This window comes from Anaerolineae bacterium (assembly GCA_013178015.1).
Classification (GTDB): domain Bacteria; phylum Chloroflexota; class Anaerolineae; order DRVO01; family DRVO01; genus Ch71.
Genome location: JABLXR010000014.1, coordinates 1 through 23,057, shown reverse-complemented (window position 1 = coordinate 23,057; position 23,057 = coordinate 1). Strand labels below are relative to the sequence as shown.

The window sequence follows — 23,057 nt, the reverse complement described above, 5'->3', positions numbered from 1 at the left end:
GCTGACCTGGTCAGGCACCGATGCGGCTCCCCCGCCCCTCCTGCGAAGCGCGCCCGGGCCAGGCGGGCTCTATACCAGCCCCAACTGCTCGAGCGCCCCGCGAAGCTCTTGCCACTCTTCATCGGTCAGCTCGGGCAGCGGCCGGCGCACCCTCCCCGCCGGCATACCCATCATGGCCAGGGCCTCCTTGCAGGGCGAGACATACCCGGGATCGTACTCGAGCAACCGATTCAGAACTTGCAGCCGGAGGTGCAGCTCCCTGGCCTCGTCATGGCGACCAGACACCGTCAGCTCGTACACCTGCACCATCTGCGCCGGCATCACGTTGGCAGCGGTGGAGAAGATCCCGCGAGCACCCACGCAGAGGGCGGGGTAGAACTGGCTGTCTATGCCGGTGCAGACGGACATCCGCTCACGGGCCAGCCTGACCACCTCCACCAGCTCGCCCAGGTTGTCGTTGCTCTGCTTCAGGCCGATGATCCCCTCCACCTCGGCCAGCCGGGCCAACAGGGCCGGGGACAGGTTGTTGCCCGTGTACAGCGGGTTGTTGTAGACGACGATCGGGATGTCCACCGCCTCGGCCAGCTCCCGGTAGTGCCGTTCCAGAGAGGACGGGGGCAGCCCGAAGTAGTAGGGCGCCGTGACGATGACCGCGTCGGCGCCGATAGCCTGGGCGTCTTCGCTCAGGTCTATGGCCTCCCGGGTGCTACAGGCTGCCGTTCCCGCGATGACCGGGACCCGGCCCTGGACCTCGTCCACCACTATGGCAGTGACAATGCGCTTCTCCTCCCGCGAAAGGTGGGGGAACTCCCCCGTACCTCCGGTAGTCATGACGCCGTGGACACCATTCCGCAGCACGTGGTCGGTGATGCGCCGCAACGCCGGCTCGTCCACCGCATCCGAAACGGTGAACGGCGTCACGATGGCGGGGATCACTCCTCTCAGGGCATCGGCGGTCAACATAGGCTTCCCCTCCCCTTGTGCGGTCACTAAGCGTCCATTAGTCTGGCACACAACTGCCCGTCCGTCGAAGCACGGAAGCACCCGCCCGCCATGGAATCCGTCAGGCGCATTCTCGGGAGGCTCATCGGCGGCCCATCCTTCCCGGACGGCCACACCCCGATCACGTAAGGAGGGAGGGTGGAGAACCTCGACCGCATCGCAGCCATGAACCGGCAGCACTGGGAGCGAATGGTGCGGGAGGGTTGCGGTTTCACCCTCCCCTCCCTCGATCTGGACCGCGTCCTGATTCGCCGCTATGCCGAAGGCAGCCTCGATCATCCCCCGGAGCCGCTCATCTGGATGTACCCCGCCAGCATCCTGGACGGCGTCGAGGGCAAGGATGTGCTGTGCCTGGCCTCCGGTGGAGGGCAGCAGTCCGCCGTCTTCGGCCTGCAGGGCGCCCGGGTGACCGTGGTGGACCTGGCCGAGGGGCAGTTGCAGGGCGACAGGGTGGCGGCAGAGCACTACGGCTACCCGGTCACCACTATCCAGGCCGACATGCGCGACCTATCCTGTCTGAGCGACGAGTCCTTCGACCTGGTCTACCAGGCGCCCTCCGTGTGCTACGTCCCCGACTTGCGGCCCGTCTTTGCCGAGGTAACCAGGGTGCTTCGGCCCGGCGGTGTCTATCGGGTGTGCTTCACCAACCCGGCCACCGAGTTCGTGGGGATGGAGTCCTGGGACGGCCACGGCTACCGGATCAGCCTCCCGTACGCTCAAAAGGAAGAGACCTCCGGGGGCTCGGCGCAGTTCCGCCACTACCTGGCCGACATCTTCAACGGCCTCCTCGCCGCGGGGCTGTCCATCGAGCAGGTCGCCGACGATCCCCAGTACTTCACGGAGCACCGCCCGCCGCCCGACCCGGGGACCTGGCACCACTACCTGCTCTACTGCGGCGGGTTCGCCGTGGTATCCAGGAAGAGGCCCGCCGGGCAGGCGTAACACCACAGAATTGGTCGGCTCTGCCCGGACTAGCCCTCGCAGTACTGCCGCTGCCCCCGGTGCCGCCAGCGGAACTTCCAGACGGCGTGGTTGGTGTGCTCGGTGACGTAGACCCAGCGGCCGTCGTCCCCGCCGAAGTGCACGTTGGAGGGGCGGGTGAAGGGCGTCTCGATGCTCTCTAGCCAGGTACCATCGGGGCCGTAGACCTCGATGGCACTGCCGCCGATGTTGGTCGCCAGCAGATTGCCCGCCTCGTCGAAATCTATCCCGTCCGGCCCACCGGCATGCTCTCCCGGTAGCCGGGCCCAGAGCCGCTTGTTCGCCACCACACCCGGCGCCACAATGTCAAAGGCCCAGAGAGACCTGGTGCGCGTCTCGGCCACGATCAGCTGGCGGTCGTCCGCAGTCACAGCGATGCCGTTGCAGAACTGGTAGCCTTGATCCAGCCGCACCACCTCGCCGTCGGCGCGGCGGCAGAACACCTCTCCTACCGGGTTCTCGGCGCTGGAGCCGGCCGGGGCAGTGAAGTACAGATTGCCCCGGGAGTCGAAGTACAGGTCGTTACACCCGCGTATGGGTGCGTCCTCAAAGCGCGAGACGATGGGCTCGATGGCGCCTTGGGGGCTGATGCGCAGGATGCCCAGCTTCATGTCCGCCACCCACAGGTGGTTCTCTCGGTCGCACTGCAGTCCGGCCGGGATGCCTCCGGTGTCGGCAAGGGTGCTCACGTGCCCGTCGTCCGTCACTCGCACTACCAGTCCTCGGTCCGGCACCACCATGAAGAACCGCCCATCGCGGTCGAATACCGGGCCCTCGGCTCCGGGCAAGCCCTCGGCGATCAGGGTGAACTCGGGTCTCACGGCTACCTCCCTGGATGGAACGCCATGGAACGCAGATGCTGCCGATGATACGCTCATCGGCGCTGATCAGAAAGGGAAACAAGGGCAACCCGTCCCGTGGGAGCCCTCAGCAGCGGCCGGTACCCAGGGTCTCCCGCTACCCATGCCCCCATCCTTTCGGAATCGGCGCCAATCAGCATATCATCGGCGTCATCAGCGTTCCATCCCCTGGTTGGAGCTGGAGAGCCGGTGATGGCAAGTTGGCGGAGGCAGGCGCTGCGGGCCCTGGTCAGCATGGAGGAGAGGTTCGACCTCCTCAAGTACCGGGTGCGCGAGCGCCTCGGGGGTAGGCCCCCTATCGAGATCGTGGCCTACCGGGGCTACGGAACGCTCGACCGGCTGTGCCTCAGGGGCCGCGTCCAGGAGGCCCGCGGGATCGGACCTGCCACCGAAGCGGACAGCGTGTATCGTAACCTCCTGAACATGTATCGTCGCCTGAAGACCAATGAGATCCCCTATGCCCGGGTGCGGGCCCGGTTCGGAAAGGTGGAGCAGGAGGCCGTAGCGGACGTCGAGGGATTCTTCGAGGTCCTGATCGAGACCGACCGGCCCCTTCCCCCCGACCGGCTCTGGCACCGGGTGGAGCTCGAGCTCCTGGAGCCGCGGCGGCCCGGGTACGCGCCCGTAACGGCCGCGGCCGAGGTGCTCGTCCCCCCGCCCGGCGCCAGGTACGGGGTGATAAGCGACATTGACGACACGGTGGTCTTCACCGACGCCACTCACCTGGTAGGCATGCTGCGCAACGTCATGCTGGGCAACGCCCACACTCGCCTGCCCTTCCCCGGAGTGGCTGCCCTGTATCGGGCATTCATGCACGGCGCGGATGGCCCGGCCCTCAACCCCCTGTTCTACGTCTCCAACAGCCCCTGGAACTTCTACGACCTCCTTTCCCAGTTCTTCAGGCTCAACGACATCCCCCTCGGCCCGGTGCTCTTCCTCCGGGACTGGGGCCTCTCCACCGAGGGTCTGTTTCCCCTGCGCCAGCGGGCCTACAAGTCCGAGGTGATCCGGGAGATCGTGGACTTCTACCCTCGCCTGCCCTTCATCCTCATAGGCGACAGCGGCGAGAAAGACCCGGAGATCTACCGCGACATCGTGCACCAGTATCCCGAGCGCATCCTGGCCGTCTACATCCGGAATGTGAGCCCCGGGCCCGACCGCGTCCGCGCCATCCGCGGTCTAGCCGAGGAGATCGCGGAGGCGGGCTCTTCCCTGGTTCTGGCGGACAACACCCTGCCCATGGCGGAGCACGCTCTGGGGCATGGCTGGATCCTGCCGGCGGCTGTGGCCGAGGTCGAGGCGGAGGTAGCCGCCCGCTCGGAGGAGCTAGGTCGGCGGACACCTCCCATGAGGATACGCGGGCGCACGGTGGCGGAGACCAGGGAAGCGGTAGAGGGGGACGCAGGGGAGGAAGCCATTGCTGGCGGGGAGGACCAGGAGGCCTCGGGGCTGGTGCTAGACCGGCCTGCTGACGAGGAGCCGAAGCGCGGTGATCGGTCCTCCCATTGACGCCTCTGCCGGGCTCCGGTCGTGCTTGAGCCGTTGCCGCCTGAGGCCCATAATGAGGCACCCGGCGGCGCTGCTTGGTGCCGCCGCGTCCCATGCACTTACCCTAGGAGGCTCACATGGAGCGAATGGGTGTCGCCGCTCAGTTGTACACCGTTAGGGAGTACATGAAGACCCCCGAGGACATCGCCAAGGGCCTGCAGCGAATCCGTGAGATGGGCTATCGAGCGGTGCAGGTCTCCGGCATCGGTCCCATCGAGCCCCGGGAGCTCAAGCGTCTCTTGGACGCCGAGGGCCTGATCATGTGCAACACCCATACCAGCCCCGACCGGCTGTGGAACGACCTGCCCGCCGTCATCGAAGAGCACCGCCTGTGGGAGTGCAAGCATGTGGCTATCGGCAGCATGCCCCGCGAGTATCGCGGCGAGGGCGCCGAGGGTTACCGTCGCTTCGCGCGAGAGGCAAGCGAGGTGGGGCGTCGGCTGGCCGAGGCTGGCTTGACCTTCAGCTATCACAACCACAGCTTCGAGTTCGAGAAGTACGATGGGCGCACCGGGCTGGACATCCTCTTCTCGGAGAGCGACCCCCGGTACCTGCTGGCCGAGATCGACACCTACTGGGTCCAGCACGGCGGAGGCGATCCCATGGCCTGGATCAGGCGCTTCCGCGGCCGCATGCCCGTGGTGCACTTCAAGGACATGGTCATACTGAACGGGGCCCAGGCCTTCGCCGAAATCGGGGAGGGCAACCTGAACTGGCCCGCTATCCTGGAGGCATGCCACGACGCTCAGGTAGAGTGGGCGGCCGTGGAACAAGACGTCTGCCAGCGGGACCCGTTTGAGAGCCTGGCCATCAGCTACCGCAACCTGCGCCAGATGGGCCTGCGGTAGCGGGACAGACCGGGGCGATGCGCCATGAGCCCCCGCGCCGCCATCCAGCGGACACTATCCAGCCACTCTAGGAGACCGCGTTGAAAGTAAGCTATATGCTCATGGGAGACCCACGGGCCGACGACGGTAGCGTCATGGACTGGCGCGATGCGGTGCTGCAGCTCAAGAGCGAGGGGCTGCAGGGTGTGGACTTGTTCGCCCGCTATCTGGCGCGCATCAACGTCAGCCCTGACGATGCCGTCGCCTTCCTGCGCCAGCACGGGCTGGAGCCTGCTGTCTACTGCATCCACACCGACTTCATCACCCCCGGCGCCGACATCGAGGGTTCGCTGGATGCCGTGCGGCAGGGCGCCGAGGTGTGCACCCGCCACGGGATAGACCACCTCTTCAGCGCCGGAGGTCAGCACACCAACAGCGGCCCTGAGGCTATGAACCGCTACGTGGACGGGCTGCAGAAGGCCCTCGAGATCACTCGCTCAGCCGGCCTGCTGTTCAGCATTGAGAACGCCGGGCGCATGTGCCATACCTGGGAGGAGCTCAAGGAATGCGTGCAGCGGGTGGGTCCAGAGATGAAAGTCACCCTCGATGGGGGCAACTTCATCCTAGCCGGGTCCGACCCCATCAAGGCGGCGGTGGAATTGGGCGACCGGGTGGTGCACGTGCACGTCAAGAATTTCGTGGCCGCCCCTGAGAAGCAGCCGCGTCCTTTCGAGTACACCCGGCCCTCCGAGGGCATCACCGACTACCCGCTGCTGGTGGGCATCCTGGCGGGGGCCGGCTTCGATCGGTACCTGGCCTTCGAGCCCGAGGGCTGGCCCAACGCCCCCGCCGACGACGGCGTGCGCTTCTGTGCCGAGCTCGTCCTCGCGCACTCTCACCGCAACCGCTGAGTCGCGCCCACGCTAGGGAAGCCACACCGCGGGGCTTGGTGCCGGTGCCGCGGACGAGCCGGCTGGCCTGAACCCCGGCCGCGCCCGTTCGGCGTTGCCGGCCAAGGCCGAGGGCCGACCCCGTCCCCTGGGACCAGGGCAGGCCTTCGGCGCGCGACCAGTCAGCTTCCGGTTGCCCCTAGGCACTGCCCCGCCTTTGGGCGTATACTAATTGCCACACCAGACCATTGGCGGAGCTTCCGAGCACCATGCAGGGTATCACTTGCCGGGAAATGCGCCCGCAAGACGTCTCCAGCTGGCTTGCTGTGCACAGCACCCACTTTCCACCCCTCACCGAGGAGGCCGGCTTCCGCTGGGCCGCCCGCGAAGACGTGACCGCCATCTTGGCTCTGCGAGGGTCGGAACCGGTGGGCGCCGTTCCTTTCCATCTCCGAGACTTCCGCGTCAACCCGCAAGCCGCCGTGGGCGCCGGATTCGAGCACGCGGTGCTGGTCAAGGAGTCGCTGCGAGATCAGGGGATCGGCTCGCGCATGATGGACGTGGCCAAGGAGATCCTGCTAGGGCGATGCGACGCCATGATGGTCTATCGGGGTGCCGAGCGCTCCGCCGGGTACCGCTTCTACGCCCGAAATGGCCACCACGACCTGGCGTACCTGCGGCCCTTCGTCCTCGACCAGCCCCGGCTCCAGCCCACCACTAAAGCAGAGCGATCCGGTCGGGAGTTACTGCTGGAGCGCGAGGGCGAGTTCCTGGCCGTTTTCGACAGCGCCTACGGCCGGTACGGGGGCTTCCCCTCCCGTCGGCCCGGCTACTACAAAGATGCCTTCTCCTCTGCCTACTTCGACATGATTCCCCACGAGTTCGTCCTGATCCGAGTCGAGGAGCAGGGCGCCCTGCAAGGCTACGCCTTGATCAGCCGAGAGCTGGCCCATGGTCGAGCTCAGTTACTGGAGCTGGCCACTCGAGGTGGTGACAGTACCGCAGCTCACGCCGTCCTGCAAGAAGCCGTCACTCTGGCATCCGAGTGGGGCGTGGGCCTCCGTACATTCGCCACCGACTGCTCCCCTTATGCCCGCACCCTTCTGGGGCTGGGCTTCCGCCCCGTGCCCCGGTCCGAGAGCTCGATGATGATCATGGGCTACGTGCTCGATCCGGCCTCCCTCGCCTCCAAGGTCTGGCAGGAGAACGAGGAGGCCGAAGGTCTGGAGGTGGAGGTCTGGACCCCGCTACGGGAGGCGGTCATCCACCGCCCTAGCGGCAGGGCGACCGGTCGGGTCACGCTAGAGATGAAGGAAGACTCCCTGACGCGTCTGCTTCTCTCTCGGCTAGACCTGATGGCGGCCGTACGTCAGGACCTCGTCACCGTAGTTGGGGGCAACGACCGCGAGGTGGACGCCATCTCCCGCGCCCTCCCCCTCGCCCCCTGGGCTTACCATCACCTGGATTACATATGAGTGAGTAGTGATACGTGATGCGTGATACGTGATGCGTGATGCGTGATACGTGATACGTGGTATGTGTGATGCGACACACACAGTGTGGTCACGCGTCACGCATCACGCATCACGCATCACGTATCACTACTCCCCGGCTTCGGAGGGACAATGCGCGCATTCAGTTCGCACGTGGACGGTTACTACGACGTTTCCGATCAGATGATAGATGACCTGCGCCGGCGGGCTGAGGCCCACTTCCGGCGCCAGGAGCGGGAACGGGAAGCCATCGCTACGGTGGAGCAGTTCGAGGAGCACCGACGTCAGGTGCGCCGGCGATTCCTGGAAGCCGTCGGCGGCCTGCCTGAAGAGCGGACCCCTCTGGAAGCACGTTGCACCGGCATCCTCGACCGGGGCGACTACACCATCGAGAAGATCATCTACCAGAGCCTGCCCCAGTTCTACGTCACTGCCAACCTCTACGTACCCAAGGCCCTGGACGGTAAGGTCCCTGGCATCCTCTTCGTCTGCGGCCACAGCGAGTCAGGCAAGGCTGAGCCGCGCTACCAGGCCGTGTGCTCCGACCTGGCCCAGAACGGGTTCGTGGTCCTGGCCATGGATCCGCCCGGCCAGGGCGAGCGCTTCCAGTACTTCGACCCCGAGACGGGCAGGCGCAACGTGGGAGGGTGCACCGTCGAGCACTCCTACGCCGGCCTGCAGTACATACTCGATGGTGCCAGCATCGCCCGCCATTTCATCTGGGACGGAATGCGGGGGGTGGACTACCTCCAGTCCCGCCCCGAGGTGGACCGGGAGCGCATCGGCGTCACCGGTAACTCCGGCGGGGGCACTCAGACATGCCTGCTGATGATGTCCGACGACCGCTTCGCCGCCGGCGCCCCCTGCTGTTTCGTCATGACCCTGGAGAGCTACATGAAGACCGGCCAGGCTCAGGACGCCGAGCAACTGGTACGGGGAGCTATGGCCTGGGGGCCGGACTACTACCAATACCTGACAGCGATGGCGCCCAAGCCGGTTATGGTGGGAGCGGCGCTCTACGACTTCTTTCCCATCGAGGGGGCCCGCGAATCGGTCCGCCGCGCCCACCAGGTCTACCGGCTCTACGGCGCCGAGGACAAGGTGGGCATCGCCTACTCGCCGGCCACGCACGGCTTCACCGCTCCACTGCGGGAGGCGGTAGTCAACTGGATGCGGGTCCACCTCAAGGGCGAGCCCGGGGACTTCTGCACCGGCGAGCCCGAGGTACTGCCGGAGGCCGAGCTGCACTGCACCACCGCTGGGCAGGTGCTGGCCGAGTTTCCCCGCTCGAAGACCGTCTTCGACCTCAACCGCGAGCGCCTGTGGCCGCCGACGCCCCCCACCGACGCGGCGGAGCTGCGTCGGCAACTGGCCGAGGTGCTCGGCATCGCCGATGAGCCCCTGGACCATCCCATCGACCCCCGAGTCGTCTTCGACGACCCCGTGGAGGGCTACCGCACCGAACACGTCTTCTTCTTCAGCGCCCCGGACATAGTGGTCACCGGCGTCATGATCCACCCCCGCCAGGCCGGCCCGGTGGTGCAGATAGACCTGGTGCTGCTCGAGCAGGGCAGCGACGACATCCCCGCCCAGCGTGCCCGGCTGGAGGCACTGCTTCGGAGGGGTCATCGCCTCTTCGTCTTCGACCCCCGCGGCCGGGGCGCCATCCGCAACCGCCCCGTCAACAGCCGGGACCCGGGGGCCGACTATGGCACCGAGTACAAGCTGGCCTCGGACGCCATGCTCCTCGGCGTCTCGACTCTGGGCCTGCGAGTGTTCGACGTCCTTCGGGGGCTGGCCTACTTGCGCACCCGGGAGGACTGCGCCGGCAGCCGGCTGGGCCTCTACGGGCTGGGCTTCGGCGGGACGTTGGCCTACCTGGCCGCGGCCCTGGACGGGGAACTCGACTCGGTAACCGTGGAGGACACCCTCTATTCCTACCGGGATCTGGCCACCACGCGCTACTACAGCGCCCAGCACTACGGCGTGTGGAGTGTGGCCTGGGGCTTCCTTCGCCATTTCGACCTGGCCGACCTGCTGCCTTGTATGGGCGAGGCCGAGGTGACCTTGGTGAACCCGCGCGATGCCCGCGGCGAGGTGGCGGCGCCCGAGACTGTCCGCCAGCAGTACTTCGATCGGGGCTTCGGTCCCGTTCGTGTGCTCTTGCCCGCTTCGCTCGAGCCTGAAGCCGCCGGCTAAGCCCGGCTCGCCCTTCGGAGGAGGAAGGACATGCCTCTGATCGAGAGACTAGGCAGCTTCTACCTGGGCAAGGAGTATGACCTGGCCGCCGGCCAGGTGCTGGAGAGCCCGGTCCACTACGACTCGCGCGATCTCACCACCCACGCCGTCTGCGTGGGCATGACCGGCAGCGGCAAGACGGGGCTCTGCATATCCCTGCTGGAAGAGGCCGCCATAGACAACGTGCCCGCCATCATCATTGACCCTAAGGGTGACATGGCTAACCTCCTCCTGACCTTCCCCGACCTGCGGCCGGAGGACTTCCGCCCCTGGGTCAACCTGGACGACGCCGGGCGTAAGGGCCTCGATCCCGACGAGTACGCCCGCCAGATCGCCGCCACCTGGCGCGACGGACTGGCGGATTGGGATCAGGGCCCAGAGCGAATCCGTCTCCTCCGGGAGTCCGCCCGGTTCGACGTCTACACCCCCGGCTCGACGGCCGGCCAGCCCGTCAGCATCCTGGACAGCTTCAACCCCCCCGACCTGGACTGGGCCCAGGAGGAGGAGGCTCTGCGCGAACGCATCCAGGGGACGGTGTCGGCGCTTCTGGGGCTGGTGGGCGTGGATGCGGACCCGCTGCGCAGCCGGGAGCACATCCTGCTTGCCAGCATCCTGGAGCACTTCTGGCGCGCCGGCGAGCCAGTGGATCTGGGTAAGCTCATCGTGGCGGTGCAGAAACCGCCGCTTCGACGCTTGGGCGTGCTGGACCTGGAGTCCTTCTTCCCCGAGAAGGACCGCTTCTCCTTGGCCACGCTCCTCAACAACATCGTCGCCTCGCCCGGCTTCGCCGCCTGGATGGAGGGGCAGCCACTGGACGTGGCCTCGCTCCTGCACACCCCGCAGGGGAAGCCACGCCACACCATCTTCTACATCGCCCACCTCAGCGATGCCGAGCGCATGTTCTTCGTCACCATCCTGCTGGAGCAGATCATCACCTGGATGCGGCGCCAGCCAGGAACCACTAGCCTTCGCGCCCTCCTCTATATGGACGAGGTGTTCGGCTTCTTCCCGCCCGTGGCCGAGCCCCCCAGCAAGCGCCCTATGCTCACCCTGCTCAAGCAGGCCCGCGCCTTCGGCCTGGGCTGCGTGCTCACCACCCAGAACCCAGTGGACCTGGACTACAAGGGGCTGAGCAACGCCGGCACCTGGTTCATCGGTCGCTTGCAGACCGAGCGAGACAAGGCCCGGGTCCTGGACGGGCTTGAGGGCGCCCTGGGCCAGGCAGGCCAGGTGCCCGCCCGAGGAGAGCTCGACCGGCTCATTTCCCGGCTCTCCAGCCGGGTGTTCCTGCTGCACAACGTGCACCAGCCCGAGCCTGTAGTCTTCTACACCCGCTGGGCCATGAGCTACCTGCGCGGACCCCTCACCCGGGCCCAGATCCGCGACCTGGTGGGACCGGCCCCGGCCGCAGCGGCCGCTCGGCCCGCAGCCTCGCCCGCGGTGGCCGCCCAGCCTGCCCCGGCGGCGCCCGCCTACGAGCACCTGGCGGCCCAAGCGCCGCCCCTCGCTCCCGATGTACCCCAGACGTACTTGAGTTCCGTCCTGGGCGAGAGGGAGGCGCTGGCGTCGCTGGGGCGGCAACTGGGGTCTACGCCCGCCAACGCTCAGGCCAGGCTCACCTACGAGCCCGGTGTGCTCGGGCTGGCCAGCGTCCGGTTCACCGAGGCCCGGTCCGGGCTGGACGAGACCCGCGATATCGCGCTGCTTCTACTACCCCGCGGCCCAGCCGCTGCCCTGTCCTGGAAGGAAGCCCTGCCCCTACACCTGGACGAGCGCGACCTGGCGGACGGGGCCGAGCCCGACGCCCTCTTCCTCCAGGACGTCCCTCAGGGGGCCGACAGCGCCAGCGAGCTGAAGCGGCTGGAGAAGGACCTGGCCGAGCACTTGTACCAGCGCGAGCGGCTCCAGCTCTGGCACAACCCTCACCTCAAGCTGTACAGCCGGCCGGATGAAGAGGAGCGGGAGTTCCGCGTTCGCTGTCAGCAGGCCGCCCGCGAGGCCCGCGACGGGGCCGTGGATAGGCTGCGAGCCAAGTACGACGGCCGCCTGCGCACCCTGGCCCAACGCCTGGAGCGCGCGGAGCGAGACCTAATCAGCGAGAAGAACGAGTATGAGGCCCGCAAGCGCGAGGAGGTTGTGTCGGGGCTGGAGACTCTGGTGGGGGTGCTGGGGATCTTTGGGCGCAGGCGCAGCCTGAGCGGGGCCGCCACCAAGCGCCGCCTCACCAGCGCCGCCCTGGCCGACGTGCAGGAAGCCGAGGCCGCTATCGCCCGGCTGAAGGCGGACGCCGATGACCTCAAGAGTCAGCTCGAGACCGAGGCGGAGGAGCTGGGACGGGAGTGGCAGAAGGCGGCCGAGGACGTGCAGGAGCACCTGGTTCGACCTCGCCGGACGGATGTCCGGGTGAGGTCGGTCTCGCTGGCCTGGGTGCCGGTGTGGGAGCTGTCCTACGACGATGGCCGAGGCCGCCAGCGCACGACCACGGTGCCGGCGTATGAGGCCGATCACTAAGGCGCGCTACCTGGCTCGGGGGCAAGAAGCTCACAGCTGTCGTACGTGTCGAGCACCGTTGCCGCTCGCTGGCCATCTCCATAGAATGCAGCATGGCTGAGACACAGGCCCCGCCACGCCTCGAGGGCCGCATCCGACTTCCCGATGGCCGCTCCCTGGCCTGCGCCCAGTACGGAGAACTCGAGGGCCCTCCCGTCATCTACTTCCACGGCACACCCGGGTCCCGACTGGAGCACCCTCCTGCCATAGGCACGGGCACTGCCGGCCGCGTACGCCTGATCGTCCCCGATCGCCCTGGCTACGGCCTCTCCGACTTTCACCCCGGTCGGCGGCTGCTCGACTGGCCTCTCGACGTTGCCCGCCTGGCGGATGCCCTCGGGCTGGAGCGGTTCGCGGTGGTGGGTGTCTCAGGCGGGGGGCCACACGCCGCTGCCTGCGCCTACGCCCTCTCCGATCGGCTCACCGGGGCGGCCCTGATCAGCAGCCTGGCCCCCGTGGATCGCCCGGGCGGCCTGGAGCATCTCAGCCCCTGGGTGAGGGCGGCCTTCCGGTTGGGGCGGTGGGCGCCCTGGTCGCTCCGGCCGCTCATCTGGCTCATGAGCAACCCCCGCCGGGACCCCGAGCGCTTCTTTCTCGCCAATACCGAGCGCCTCTGCCCTTCAGACCGCAGGCTGCTGACCCGTCCTGAGGTGCGCCGCATGCTCGCGGAGGACTTCCGCGAGGCCGGCCGACAGGGTGTGCGTGCTTATGCCCAGGACGTAACCCTCTTCTCCCGGCCCTGGGGCTTCGCCCTGCAGGCTATCACCATGCCCGTGAGCGTCTGGCACGGCGAGTGCGACACCATCCTGCCGCCTCGCATGGGGAGGTACCTGGCGGAGACCATTCCGCGGGCGCGCGTACGGTTCGTGCCCGACGGCGGTCATTTCCTGGCCCTGAACTACCTCGACGGCATAGTCGAGAGTTTAGACCTGTAGCCGGGCCAATCGGCCGCCTCTACGGCCCCGACCCACCCGAGGCTGGCCGAGCCACGAAGCGATAGCCGATCCCGTGCTCGGTCTGCAGGTATCGCGGACGCTTGGGGTCCGGCTCCAGCTTCTGGCGCAAGTGCCAGATGTAGATGCGGACGTAGTCCACGTCGTCGGTGTACTCCCAGCCCCAGACCTTCTCCAGGATCTGCCGGGTAGAGAGCACCCTCCCAGCGTTCTCTACCATGTAGGCCAGCAGCCGGTACTCGGTGGCCGTCAGCCTGACCAGCCGATCCCCCGCGGTCACCCGGTTCTTGTCCAAGTCCACGGTCAGGTAATCGTCGCTGTAGGTCACCGGGTGATCGGCGATAGGCGGAAGGGAAGCCCGACGGAGGAGAGCCCGTGCCCGAGCCATCAGTACCCTCAGGCTGAAGGGCTTGGCCACGTACTCGTCCGCTCCGTGCTCGAACCCCTTGATGATGTCTTCCTCCCGACCGCGGGCGGTAAGCATCAGGATCGGCACATCCGACACCAAGCGAATGCGTTTCGCCGTCTCCCAACCGTCCATTCGGGGCATCATCAGGTCCAACACCACCAGGTCTGGCGTGTGGGTGTAGAACTTCCGCAGCCCTTCCTCACCATCGGAGGCCAGAAGCACCTCCGCGCCTTCCTGGCACAGCGTGTACTCTAGTAGCCGCTGCAGGCGCGGGTCATCATCAATCACAAGAATCTTCTTGCCTTCGATGGTACCGCTCCTTGGCGAAACTGGCACCCTGAGCCGGCCCGATCCCTTGGCCGCAGAAGGCTCGGCGCCGCCGGCAGGCGGCTCGACAATGATGTCCCACTAGCCAACCATGGTCAAGCGCCGCCGCGTCGAGAGTCGGCCTTGGCTGGCATCCATTGCCCGCACGCTGCCTGTCGGCCAAGCTCGTCTGGCACTACCCGCGAAGGACCGGCTTGGCCCCGGCCCACCTCCACGCAGCCTTGGCCTGGTCCGACCATGCTATTCCCTCACGCCAGGCCGGTAAAGCCGGAGTGCCCGCTTTGCCCGGAGGAAGAGGTGAGGAGGCCAGTGAGGCAGGCAGTCCGGTCCTTACGCGCCCGCCTGCACGGCCTCTGCACCAGGTAGCCCCCTCGGTGGCGCAGGACTCCTCCGTCCCGAGCGCCACTGAGGGGGCTCTGAAGTTGGCGTATAGCTCGTCGTCGGGCCAGCCGGCCCGGCTAGCCGGCCGAGACGGTCTTCGGCCTGGTCATGCCAGCCACGGCATCGGCTCCGCCGATGTCCTCCAGGCTGTCATATAGCACCTGAAGGATGTAGACGTAGTTGTGGGCAAAGGCACCAGGGTCCTTGGCCACGTACTGGTAGTTGTAGGCAGCCCGAAGCAGCCTGGGTGTCCACTGACCGTAGCCGTTGTCTCGTCGGGCCTCGCCCGGGTCGACCTGGCCGTTGCCATTGGTGTCCACGTACCAGTAAGGGTAGGCGGCCTCGGCATAGGCGATGGGCATCCCGATGGTCTCGGAGGCATAGGCCTGGATGGCGGCAAGCAACTGGTCGTGGATGGTGCGGATCTCGCCGCACACCCCTTCGTTAGCATTGCCGTCGCCGTCATAGTCCTCGCCCGTGCCCAGACGGCACAGCCGCAGGTCTTCGATCGTCTTGAGGTTGGCATGGCAGGCTGAGCACCCTTCCAGGTTGATGCTGACCGAATGCGGATCGTGGCACTCGGCACAGGTGTCGTACCTGGCCACATGGGTGAAGCGCCCGTTGTAGTCCTTGCCGTCGTACTGGTAGGCGCCCTGGGCCTGGGAGCCGAACAGGGTTGCACCAGCAGCGAAGTAGTGCGGATTCACGAACCGCAGCTCATCCGACACCACGTCCGGTCCCACGCCTGCCCGAGAGATGGCGGCGTTCACGCTGACCGTAGACTCGCGTCCCTGATGGCAGTTCAGGCAGAGGTTGCTGGGCGCATCCTCCCCGAACCCGATCACCGCCCCACTGGGGAACGTCACCTCTCCCGCCTGATGCAAAGCGAAGTCCTCGAGGCTCTGATGGCAGGTGATGCACTCCAGCGACTCGGAGGGCGGCATGCTGATGATGACGCCATGCTTGAGTGTGAAGGGCAACCCGGTGGCCGTGTGGCACTTGGCGCAGCCGGCCGGCACTTCGCCGCTTGCCTCCGCGTCCCAGTGCCTGAAGGCCTCTACGATGGCGTTGAAGTGCCCCACGTCGTCACGGTGAACCAGAGACAGATCAACGGGCGCCGCCAGGGCCTCGTTCAGGGAGGCGATGGAGTCGTACAGCAGCTCGATGATGTACTTAGCGTTGTGGGCGAAGGCCCCCGGGTCCTTCACCGACACCTGGTAGTTGTAGGCAGCCTTGAGAAGGCGAGGGGTGAAGGCGGCGTACAGATTGGCCCTCTGCGCCTCGTCCCCGTCCACCTGCCCGTTCTGGTTGGTGTCCACGAAGAAGTAAGGATGGGTGGTCGGCGAGTAGGCCAGGGGAGCGCCGCTGATCTGGCCGGCGTAAGCCTGCATGGTGCTGAGCAACAGCTCCTGGAGGCCCGCCAGCTCGTAGTAGACACCTTCCTGTATGTCCCCATCGCCGTCGTAGTCTACCAGCGAGTCCTGCATCCGGATGTCCCTCAGGTCATCCGTACTCGCCACCCCATTGTGGCACTCAGCGCACCTCTCGATCCGCACCTGCAAGCTGTGCGGATCGTGGCAGTCGGCGCAGGAGTCCAGGCCTGCCACGTGCTGGAACTTGGGCTGATAGGCCTTCTCTGGGTACTGATAGCCTCCCTGGACCTGGGCTCCATACTGGGTAGCCGCGGCAGCGTAATAGTGGATGTTAATGAAGCTGATGTCCTCGCTGGGCGTGTCCTCTTCCACACTGCTGCCGAGCTTCGCTAGCGCCTCGTCCACCTGCACCGTGGAGGCGCGGCCCTGATGGCACTGCATGCAGCGCGCCGAGGATCCGAGCCCGGTCAGCTCGGCCCCCGAAGGGAACACCACGCTGGTCATAGCCATGGCAGCCTGGTTGTGACAGGCCGAGCAGACGATGACCTCCCCCACCTGGGCCGGGTTGTCCACTACCCCTACCCTTGTCCCGTCCTCACCCAGGAAGTCGAGATAGCCGGCAGTGCTGTGACACCGGGCACAGTTCACGGGGATGACCGGCGGGTCGTCCTCGTCCCAGTGGACAAAGGCTTCCGCCTCGGCGTCGGCATGCGGCGACAGCCTCCAGGCGCTCTGCTGCAGAGGCACGCACGGCGCTGCCTCGCCCGGGTTGCCGGTTCCTGTCGGAGTGGCCACCGGAAGCGTCGCCACCTCTACCGGCACTGCGGGCGTAGCGGTCGCCGCCTGAGCCAGCCGGACCGGCCTGGCGGCCACCAGAGCCCCGGCGACCAGCAGCAGAAGCAGTACGATTAGCGCGTGCTGTTTCCATCTCATACGGTCCTCCTCATGGTGTGGTGCGATGCACGGCGAGACGCCGGGACAGGCGTCACCCGCGGGCGACCGGTCGGTGGCTTCGCTTGTCCCAGACGCCTTCCCCCTTGCGGACGGAGGAAAAGCCCTCTCCCGCGGTGGGGCCATTATTACACCACCACTCAAATATCTTTTCAACTCGGAGACCGTGTCTGTGGGGCTTTCTCAAAGTCGAGCCAGCGTTGGGCGAGCTGCCATCTGGCGCGGGCCAGGAACCACCGCCGGCCAGCGAGCAGGCAGGGAACAGAGGCGATGCAGCGTCCGATACCGCCCAGCCTGGTTCCGACAGTCACCTCTGGTGGCTTGCCCCAGCCCTTCGACAGCGCCCTGCCGTAGGGGCGAACCTCGTGTTCGCCAGCAGTGGCCTGCGGTAGTCATCTCTGACGGCTTGCCACAGGACTGTGAGAAAGAAGCCCTCGAATGAATTCGGGGCTAAGGGGCCTTCGGCCGGGTGTCCGCCTGCGCGGACACAGGGACTGGCATGAATGCGCTGCGATTACAGGGGGACCGGTGCGCCTAGCGTCCCAATCGCATTCGGCACACCTCACACGCTCAACCGCCCCCAGCGTGTCGCGTCGGCTCATGCCGCGTCCGAGTAGGCGGACGCCCGGGCATCAGGCCCGCTGGCCCCGACCTCGCTCGAGGCCCCGTGCGAACGGGGCATTGCACGCCCGCGTCCCCGCGACCCGGGGCACCGGCCGCTCGGACCGCTACACCCACCCGCCGGACGCTTTCGACCGGTACCCCAGCGACATGTAGGTCGAGTCCAGTAGCCTCGCCGCCCGGTCATGAGTGCCCAGCTTGTTCATCACGTAGCCGAAGGACAGCCTCGCCCCCGGATCGGCGAAGCCGACCGACCCGCCCATGCCGGCGTGCCCGAACCCCGTCTCCGGCAGGGCCAGGGGGTTGCCCGGGCCGAACTTCTGGAAACCCAGGGTGTAGCGGAAGCGTCCGCCCAGGGTAGCATCCTTCTCCGTGGCCGAGGAGACGGCCGCCATCCGCGCCCGGTCGTCGGGGCCCACCAGCCCGGTCCCGCAGGCCAGAGGCGCATACATCCCGGCCAGCCCGCGGGCATTGGTGATGCCGTTGATGGCCGGGATCTCGGCGGCATGCACCACGCGGGTGTCGCACCGGCCCGGATCGAGGAAGCCGCCATCGTTGTGCCACACCAGCCCGGGGATGCTCGCCGGGTCCACATCGGACGGGCGATCGAGCATGAGCACCGGCGCCACCCGGTGCTCCACCTCCTCCGGCAGTCCGATCCAGAAGTCCAGCCCCAGCGGCTCGGCCACCTCGCGGGCGAAGAACTGACCCACCGACATCCCGGAGACCCGCCGGACCAGCTCGCCCACCAGCCAGCCAAAGGTGTACCAGTGGTAGCCCACCCGGGTGCCCGGCTCCCAGAAGGGCTCCTCACCCGCCAGAGCACCGGTCATGTAGTCCCAGTCGCAGAAGGCGTCCTCTGGAAGCCGGTGGCGCAGCGCGGGCAGCCCGGCCTGGTGGTTGAGCAGCATTCGTACTGGGATGTCCTTCTTGCCGGCCCGGGCGAACTCCGGCCAATACCAGGCCACGGGAGTGTCCGGGTCCAGCAAGCCGCGCGAGATGAGGATATGGGCGCAGAGGGCAGTGGCGCCCTTGGTGCAGGAGAAGACCATGGCCACCGTGTCCTGCTCCCAAGGGGCCCCCGTGGACACGTCGGCGGTGCCTGCCCAGAGGTCCACCACCGCCTCGCCCTCCAACATGAGGCAGAGGGAGGCACCTACGTCCTCGCCCGTGGCAAAGTGGCGCTCGAACTCCTGGCGAACACGATCGAACCTAGGATCGCAGCGACCGTGGATATCCATTCGCACTCCGGTTCTCGTGGTGTTGCTCTGAAGACGACTGTAGCGCAGAGGCGTTGGTTGGCCAAGGCGCTTAGGGACGCAGGCGCCCGGACCATGCCTCAAGCTTGTCGAGGGAGCACACACTCACAGCTCCGCGCCGGTCTCAGCCGATCCTTCGCCTTCCTGGCAGACCCGCCCCAGCCCAGCCCACATGGCGGACTTCGCTGCGGAGAGCTGGTCCTTCGGCGGTCCCTGGGCAGACCCTGAGCCTCCCGATGAGCACGGTAGCCAGGAATCCCCTCCGCCATCGGCACGGATCGAGAAGGGCTGAGACAACGCGAACTGCCGAATGAGGCGCGCGTCTCCGCGGTCTGCGGGCTAAGCCGCAGCCCATGGAGGAGCCAAGCGATGCCAAGGACAAGACTGCTGCATCCATCGGAGCTCACGCCCCGGGAGGTGGAGTCGGTCCGCGGCGGGCGAAGTCGGGAGGAGCGGGCCAGAGACTTCGAACTTTCGGCGGTATCCTCCTCCATCGGGTGAAGTAGAATGACTGAGGTTAGTTCAGACGCATAGACAGCCTGACTACTCACAGAAGCCGGGAGCGCGCCCAATTGGAGTGATGGCCTCCCGGGATGTAGAATGCGCCTTCAGGCATCCGTTGGCTCAGGTCTTGGCAAAGAGAGTGCACACCCGTCTGCCCGGCGCCAGTGCCGGCGAGAGAGACCCCATCGGCATCGCCGCGTCGGACATTGTGCCGGTGGCACCTCCGCTTCGCGCCTCCCGGCTGATCGCGGTCCGCGCGGCTGTCGGCCGGGCCTTCATCAACCGCAACTATGCCCTCTTCATGGCAGGTGCCTTTGTCTCTGCCACCGGGTCGTGGGCACAGAGCGTTGCCCTCGGCTGGCTGGTCTTGGAGCTAGGTGATTCCGAGTTCCTGCTCGGGCTCACCAACTTTGCCCAGATGGTACCCCTCCTCCTGCTCTCCATCCCGGCCGGCGCCCTGGTGGATCGGTTCAGCCACAAGCGCCTGCTACTGGTCGCCCAGACGGGCACGATGCTGTCCAGCGCCGTGCTGGCCACGGCCACCATTCTGGGGGTGCGCAGCATACCCCTTATCCTCATCACCGCTGTAACCAGCGGGCTGTTCAACGCCATCGGCTGGCCCACCTGGTCGGTGTTCATCCACGATCTAGTCGGCCCGGCGCATCTGCGCTCAGCCGTGGCCCTGAACAGCGCCCGCTTCAACCTGACCCGGGTGATAGGCCCAGCCGTCGCTGGAGTGCTGTTGGCCTCCTACGGGGCGGGAGTGTGTCTGGCCATCGCCGCCGTTTCCGCCCTGGGCGTGATCGGAGCCGTCCTCGCCATCAGACTGCCCCCCTTCGAGCCCGGACCGGCCCGACCGTGGTTGGCCTCCCTCCAAGAGGGACTGCGCTACTGCTGGAACGCCGCCCCGGTCCGGCGTTTGCTTCTGGTCACGGCTGCCGTGGGCTTCCTGGCCATGCCCTATCAGACTTTCCTGCCCGCCTTCGCCCGTGACGTACTAGGCCGGGGCCCACAAGCCCTGGGGCTGCTCCTCACCAGCGTGGGGCTCGGGGCCATCATGGGGGCAGCCCTCTCGGGCAGCCGCCTCGCCGCCCGTCGGGTACAGAGCACCATGATGGCGCTCATGGTCGGGGCCGGGCTCTCGTTGGTCGTCCTGTCTTTCTCTCGGCGTTTGGAGCTGTCCATGCTCACCCTGGCGGTGACTGGCTTGTCCTCCATCGGCTACCTGGCCATGGCCAACGCTACCCTCCAACTCACCTGTCCCCAGGCGCTCCTCGGCCGGGTCATGGGAGTGTGGACGGTGGTGAACGCCGGTATGACGCCGGTGGGTAGCCTGACCATCGGCGCGGTGGCGGAGCAGCTGGGCCTGACCACCGCCCTGGCCGGCGCCGGCACTCTCTGCGCCCTGCTGGCGATCACAGTCGGCTGGCGGGGTCGGCGCCGGTTGAACTCCCTTCCGCCAGCCTAGTTCTTTCCTCCGTGCTGTCCTGAAGGGCCCCGCGTCATGTCTCGGCGGCACCTCCACGGCCTGACGACCACCCCTGTGGCTGTGGCGGTGCAGCACCATTCCCGTGAGCCCGGTCGGGCCAGCCTCGTTGCAGGGGACCGCAGGTGGTACACTGAACTCATACGCTTTCGCGGAGGGTACCGGTCCATGATCCGCGTAGAGGACGACCCCAGCGTGGACACCGTCCGCGAGTTGGTCCTGAGGCCGGGCGAAGAGGCCACTTCGCCCCGCTACGATGAAGTGGGACGGGTGTGGTGGAGCCAGGAATTCGAGCCGCCTGCTATCACCCTGATGCATGCGAACAGCCTCCGGCTGCAGACCGGAGATGCTTCGCCAACGCTCAGCATGGCGCGGAGCCAGCGGGAGTGGACATGAGCATCTCGATGTTGGCCCCCAACCTCCACGTCCTGCACGGCGCGGTGAACACCGGCGTGCTCGTCTCCGGCGAGCGCGCCCTGCTCTTCGACTGCTGCGACAGCGTCACGGCCGAGGTATTGGCCGGCTTGGGCGTCCATCAGGTGGACTGGATCCTCTGCACCCAACATCGCCGGCCGAACGTGGCTGGTGCCTACCCCTTCTTGGCCGCCGGCGCCAGGGTGGCCGCGCCCGCCTCCGAGCGGCACCTCTTCGAGGAGGTGGATGCCTACTGGGCCGACTGGCGCAACCGCTGGCACCTGTACCACCAGCGGCCCTCCCAGGTGCTGGCCTCCCCCTTGCCCGTCTCCCGCGCCCTCGCCGAAGGCGATACCCTCGAGTGGCAGGGGTACACGGTGCGGGTGCTGGACACCCCCGGCGCCACCGATGGTTCAGTGTCCTACTTGGTCACGGCAGCGGGTTGCACTGTGTGCTTCTGTGGCGATGCTCTGTACGGGCCAGGCCAGCTGTGGGATCTCTACTCCCTACAAAGGGGCTTCGATGTCATATCCGACTACCACGGCTTCCTGGGCAACCGCCCCCGGCTGGTGGCCAGCCTGCATAAGCTGGGCGCCGCCGGCGCCGACCTCCTGGTGCCGGCGCACGGCCCCGTGGTGCGCCACCCGGCCACGGCGGTGCAACTGACCGTTCAACGCCTGGAGGAGCTGTGGCGCAACTACGCTGCCGTCTCCGCTCTCAACTACTACTTCCCCCACCTGCTCGATGACACCCGAGGCGATCCCGCCCGCATGGAGCCCGCTCTCACTCTGGAACTGCCCCCCTTCGTCCGGCGGGTGGCGTCCACCAGCTTCGCTCTGCTTTCCCAGGACGGCCCCGCCCTGCTGGTGGACTGCGGCCGCGATTCGGTAGTGGAGACGCTTCAGGGCTGGCTGGGGCGGGGCGACATCACCTCGGTAGACGGCTGCTGGGTCAGCCACTATCACGACGATCACGTAGATGCCCTTTCCCACCTCGTCCAGGCCTTCGGCTGCCCCATCATCGCCGACCGCAGCCTGGCCGAGATCGTGCAGCACCCCCAGAGATTCATCCTCCCCTGCATCTCCCCTAACTGCGCGCCCGTGGACCCGATTACCGAGGACGGCGACTCCTGGCCGTGGCGGGAGTTCCGCCTGACCGCCTGGCACTTCCCGGGCCAGACCCTCTACCACGGTGGGCTCCTGGCAGAGGGCCGGGGCACCAGCGTCCTCTTCGTGGGGGACTCCTTCGCTCCCACCGGGCTGGATGACTACTGCGCCGGCAACCGCAACTTCCTGCGACGGGGCCACGGGCTGCGCCGCTGCCTGGACCTGCTGCGCAGGCACCGCCCCCAGTACCTGGTGAACCAGCACCAGGAGCGGGCCTTCCGCTTCACGGAGGAGCAACTGGACTACCTAGAGGCAACTCTGGCTCGCCGTGAGACTCTGCTGGCGGATCTCCTGCCCTGGCCTCACCCCGACTTCGGCACCGACGAGTGGTGGGTGCGAGCCTATCCCTACCAGCAGGAGGCCGCCCCCGGGTCGCTGATCGCTGTGGAGATCCAGTTCACCAACCACGGCCCTCGCGCCGTCGGTGCCTCCGCGGAGCCAGTGCTGCCGGAGGGATGGCAGTGGGAGAGCAGCCGATCTTCCGGCCAGGTGCTGGTACCGCCGGAGACGAGCGGGTTGATGCAGCCGTCCTCCGATGGCCGCCCCGACGGCAGAGCCCTGATGTGGCTGCGCCTGCCCGAGGGCGCCTCCCCCGGGTCCTACGTCATTCCCTTCCGCGTCACCTGGGGCGGCCGCTACCTAGGACAGGTTCGCCACTGCCTGGTGGAAGTGCGATAGTAGGGGCGGATCCCTGTGTCATGTGTGCCAACTAATTGGTCTCCTTGGGTCTGGGGCCGCAGTTGCGGTTGGCATGGCGGGCAGTGCGGGTAAGGACTAGTCCCTCGGGTGGAGGTATGATCTCCTCTGGAGGGATGATTGGTGCC

16 protein-coding genes are annotated in these 23,057 nt (G+C 67.2%); 11 read left to right on the top strand and 5 right to left on the bottom strand.

Annotated features, from left to right (window positions below; all coding sequences use genetic code 11):
* Positions 1-69: 69 nt before the first annotated feature.
* Entirely contained in the window at positions 70-963 is an 894-nt protein-coding gene (dapA, locus tag HPY83_06775; protein NPV07652.1) for a 4-hydroxy-tetrahydrodipicolinate synthase, read from the bottom strand.
* Between the two features lie 177 nt (positions 964-1,140).
* Here dapA and HPY83_06770 point away from each other — a divergent pair, with 177 nt between their 5' ends.
* Positions 1,141-1,944, top strand: coding sequence for a class I SAM-dependent methyltransferase (locus HPY83_06770; protein NPV07651.1), 804 nt, complete (start codon positions 1,141-1,143; stop codon positions 1,942-1,944).
* A 29-nt stretch (positions 1,945-1,973) separates the two neighbouring features.
* Here the strand turns inward: HPY83_06770 and HPY83_06765 are convergent, their stop codons facing one another.
* Complete coding sequence (locus HPY83_06765; GenBank protein ID NPV07650.1) at positions 1,974-2,804, bottom strand: SMP-30/gluconolactonase/LRE family protein; 831 nt, start codon at positions 2,802-2,804, stop codon at positions 1,974-1,976.
* Between the two features lie 231 nt (positions 2,805-3,035).
* Here HPY83_06765 and HPY83_06760 point away from each other — a divergent pair, with 231 nt between their 5' ends.
* From HPY83_06760 to HPY83_06730, 7 genes are all read left to right on the top strand, one after another.
* Positions 3,036-4,352, top strand: coding sequence for a DUF2183 domain-containing protein (locus HPY83_06760; protein ID NPV07649.1), 1,317 nt, complete (start codon positions 3,036-3,038; stop codon positions 4,350-4,352).
* Between the two features lie 116 nt (positions 4,353-4,468).
* The gene (locus tag HPY83_06755) at positions 4,469-5,239 is read left to right on the top strand and encodes a sugar phosphate isomerase/epimerase (protein NPV07648.1); all 771 of its coding nucleotides are present in this window, start codon (positions 4,469-4,471) and stop codon (positions 5,237-5,239) included.
* 80 nt (positions 5,240-5,319) lie between these two features.
* The gene (locus HPY83_06750) at positions 5,320-6,129 is read left to right on the top strand and encodes a sugar phosphate isomerase/epimerase (GenBank protein ID NPV07647.1); all 810 of its coding nucleotides are present in this window, start codon (positions 5,320-5,322) and stop codon (positions 6,127-6,129) included.
* A 248-nt stretch (positions 6,130-6,377) separates the two neighbouring features.
* A complete protein-coding gene (locus HPY83_06745; GenBank protein ID NPV07646.1) occupies positions 6,378-7,583 on the top strand; it encodes a GNAT family N-acetyltransferase in 1,206 nt (401 codons plus the stop codon).
* A gap of 150 nt (positions 7,584-7,733) precedes the next feature.
* Positions 7,734-9,800, top strand: a complete 2,067-nt coding sequence (locus HPY83_06740; GenBank protein NPV07645.1) for a prolyl oligopeptidase family serine peptidase — start codon at positions 7,734-7,736, stop codon at positions 9,798-9,800.
* A gap of 30 nt (positions 9,801-9,830) precedes the next feature.
* The gene (locus HPY83_06735; GenBank protein NPV07644.1) at positions 9,831-12,350 is read left to right on the top strand and encodes a DUF87 domain-containing protein; all 2,520 of its coding nucleotides are present in this window, start codon (positions 9,831-9,833) and stop codon (positions 12,348-12,350) included.
* Between the two features lie 92 nt (positions 12,351-12,442).
* On the top strand, positions 12,443-13,324 hold the full coding sequence (locus HPY83_06730) for an alpha/beta hydrolase (GenBank protein NPV07643.1): 882 nt from the start codon (positions 12,443-12,445) through the stop codon (positions 13,322-13,324).
* A gap of 19 nt (positions 13,325-13,343) precedes the next feature.
* Here HPY83_06730 and HPY83_06725 read toward each other — a convergent pair whose 3' ends face one another.
* The 3 genes from HPY83_06725 to HPY83_06715 all read right to left on the bottom strand — a co-directional run bounded on the left by HPY83_06725 (position 13,344) and on the right by HPY83_06715 (position 18,651).
* Positions 13,344-14,060, bottom strand: coding sequence for a response regulator transcription factor (locus HPY83_06725; GenBank protein ID NPV07642.1), 717 nt, complete (start codon positions 14,058-14,060; stop codon positions 13,344-13,346).
* Between the two features lie 476 nt (positions 14,061-14,536).
* Positions 14,537-16,765, bottom strand: a complete 2,229-nt coding sequence (locus HPY83_06720) for a hypothetical protein (protein ID NPV07641.1) — start codon at positions 16,763-16,765, stop codon at positions 14,537-14,539.
* Between the two features lie 746 nt (positions 16,766-17,511).
* The gene (locus HPY83_06715; GenBank protein NPV07640.1) at positions 17,512-18,651 is read right to left on the bottom strand and encodes a beta-lactamase family protein; all 1,140 of its coding nucleotides are present in this window, start codon (positions 18,649-18,651) and stop codon (positions 17,512-17,514) included.
* Positions 18,652-19,294: 643 nt separating this feature from the next.
* Here HPY83_06715 and HPY83_06710 point away from each other — a divergent pair.
* From HPY83_06710 to HPY83_06700, 3 genes are all read left to right on the top strand, one after another.
* On the top strand, positions 19,295-20,635 hold the full coding sequence (locus tag HPY83_06710; GenBank protein NPV07639.1) for an MFS transporter: 1,341 nt from the start codon (positions 19,295-19,297) through the stop codon (positions 20,633-20,635).
* A gap of 186 nt (positions 20,636-20,821) precedes the next feature.
* Positions 20,822-21,049 carry a hypothetical protein gene (locus HPY83_06705; GenBank protein ID NPV07638.1) on the top strand — a complete coding sequence of 76 codons (228 nt, stop codon included), beginning with the start codon at positions 20,822-20,824 and terminating at the stop codon, positions 21,047-21,049.
* Entirely contained in the window at positions 21,046-22,911 is a 1,866-nt protein-coding gene (locus HPY83_06700; GenBank protein ID NPV07637.1) for an MBL fold metallo-hydrolase, read from the top strand. The genes HPY83_06705 and HPY83_06700 overlap by 4 nt, the downstream gene beginning before the upstream one ends.
* Positions 22,912-23,057 lie beyond the last annotated feature (146 nt).

Bases quoted from the DNA above. Each gene is read 5' to 3' on its own strand.
- HPY83_06700 (NPV07637.1), top strand. From the start codon at position 21,046: ATGAGCATCTCGATGTTGGCCCCCAACCTCCACGTCCTGCACGGCGCG.
- HPY83_06705 (NPV07638.1), top strand. From the start codon at position 20,822: ATGATCCGCGTAGAGGACGACCCCAGCGTGGACACCGTCCGCGAGTTG.
- HPY83_06745 (NPV07646.1), top strand. From the start codon at position 6,378: ATGCAGGGTATCACTTGCCGGGAAATGCGCCCGCAAGACGTCTCCAGC.
- dapA (NPV07652.1), bottom strand. From the start codon at position 963: ATGTTGACCGCCGATGCCCTGAGAGGAGTGATCCCCGCCATCGTGACG.
- HPY83_06740 (NPV07645.1), top strand. From the start codon at position 7,734: ATGCGCGCATTCAGTTCGCACGTGGACGGTTACTACGACGTTTCCGAT.
- HPY83_06720 (NPV07641.1), bottom strand. From the start codon at position 16,765: ATGAGATGGAAACAGCACGCGCTAATCGTACTGCTTCTGCTGCTGGTC.
- HPY83_06730 (NPV07643.1), top strand. From the start codon at position 12,443: ATGGCTGAGACACAGGCCCCGCCACGCCTCGAGGGCCGCATCCGACTT.
- HPY83_06735 (NPV07644.1), top strand. From the start codon at position 9,831: ATGCCTCTGATCGAGAGACTAGGCAGCTTCTACCTGGGCAAGGAGTAT.
- HPY83_06755 (NPV07648.1), top strand. From the start codon at position 4,469: ATGGAGCGAATGGGTGTCGCCGCTCAGTTGTACACCGTTAGGGAGTAC.
- HPY83_06760 (NPV07649.1), top strand. From the start codon at position 3,036: ATGGCAAGTTGGCGGAGGCAGGCGCTGCGGGCCCTGGTCAGCATGGAG.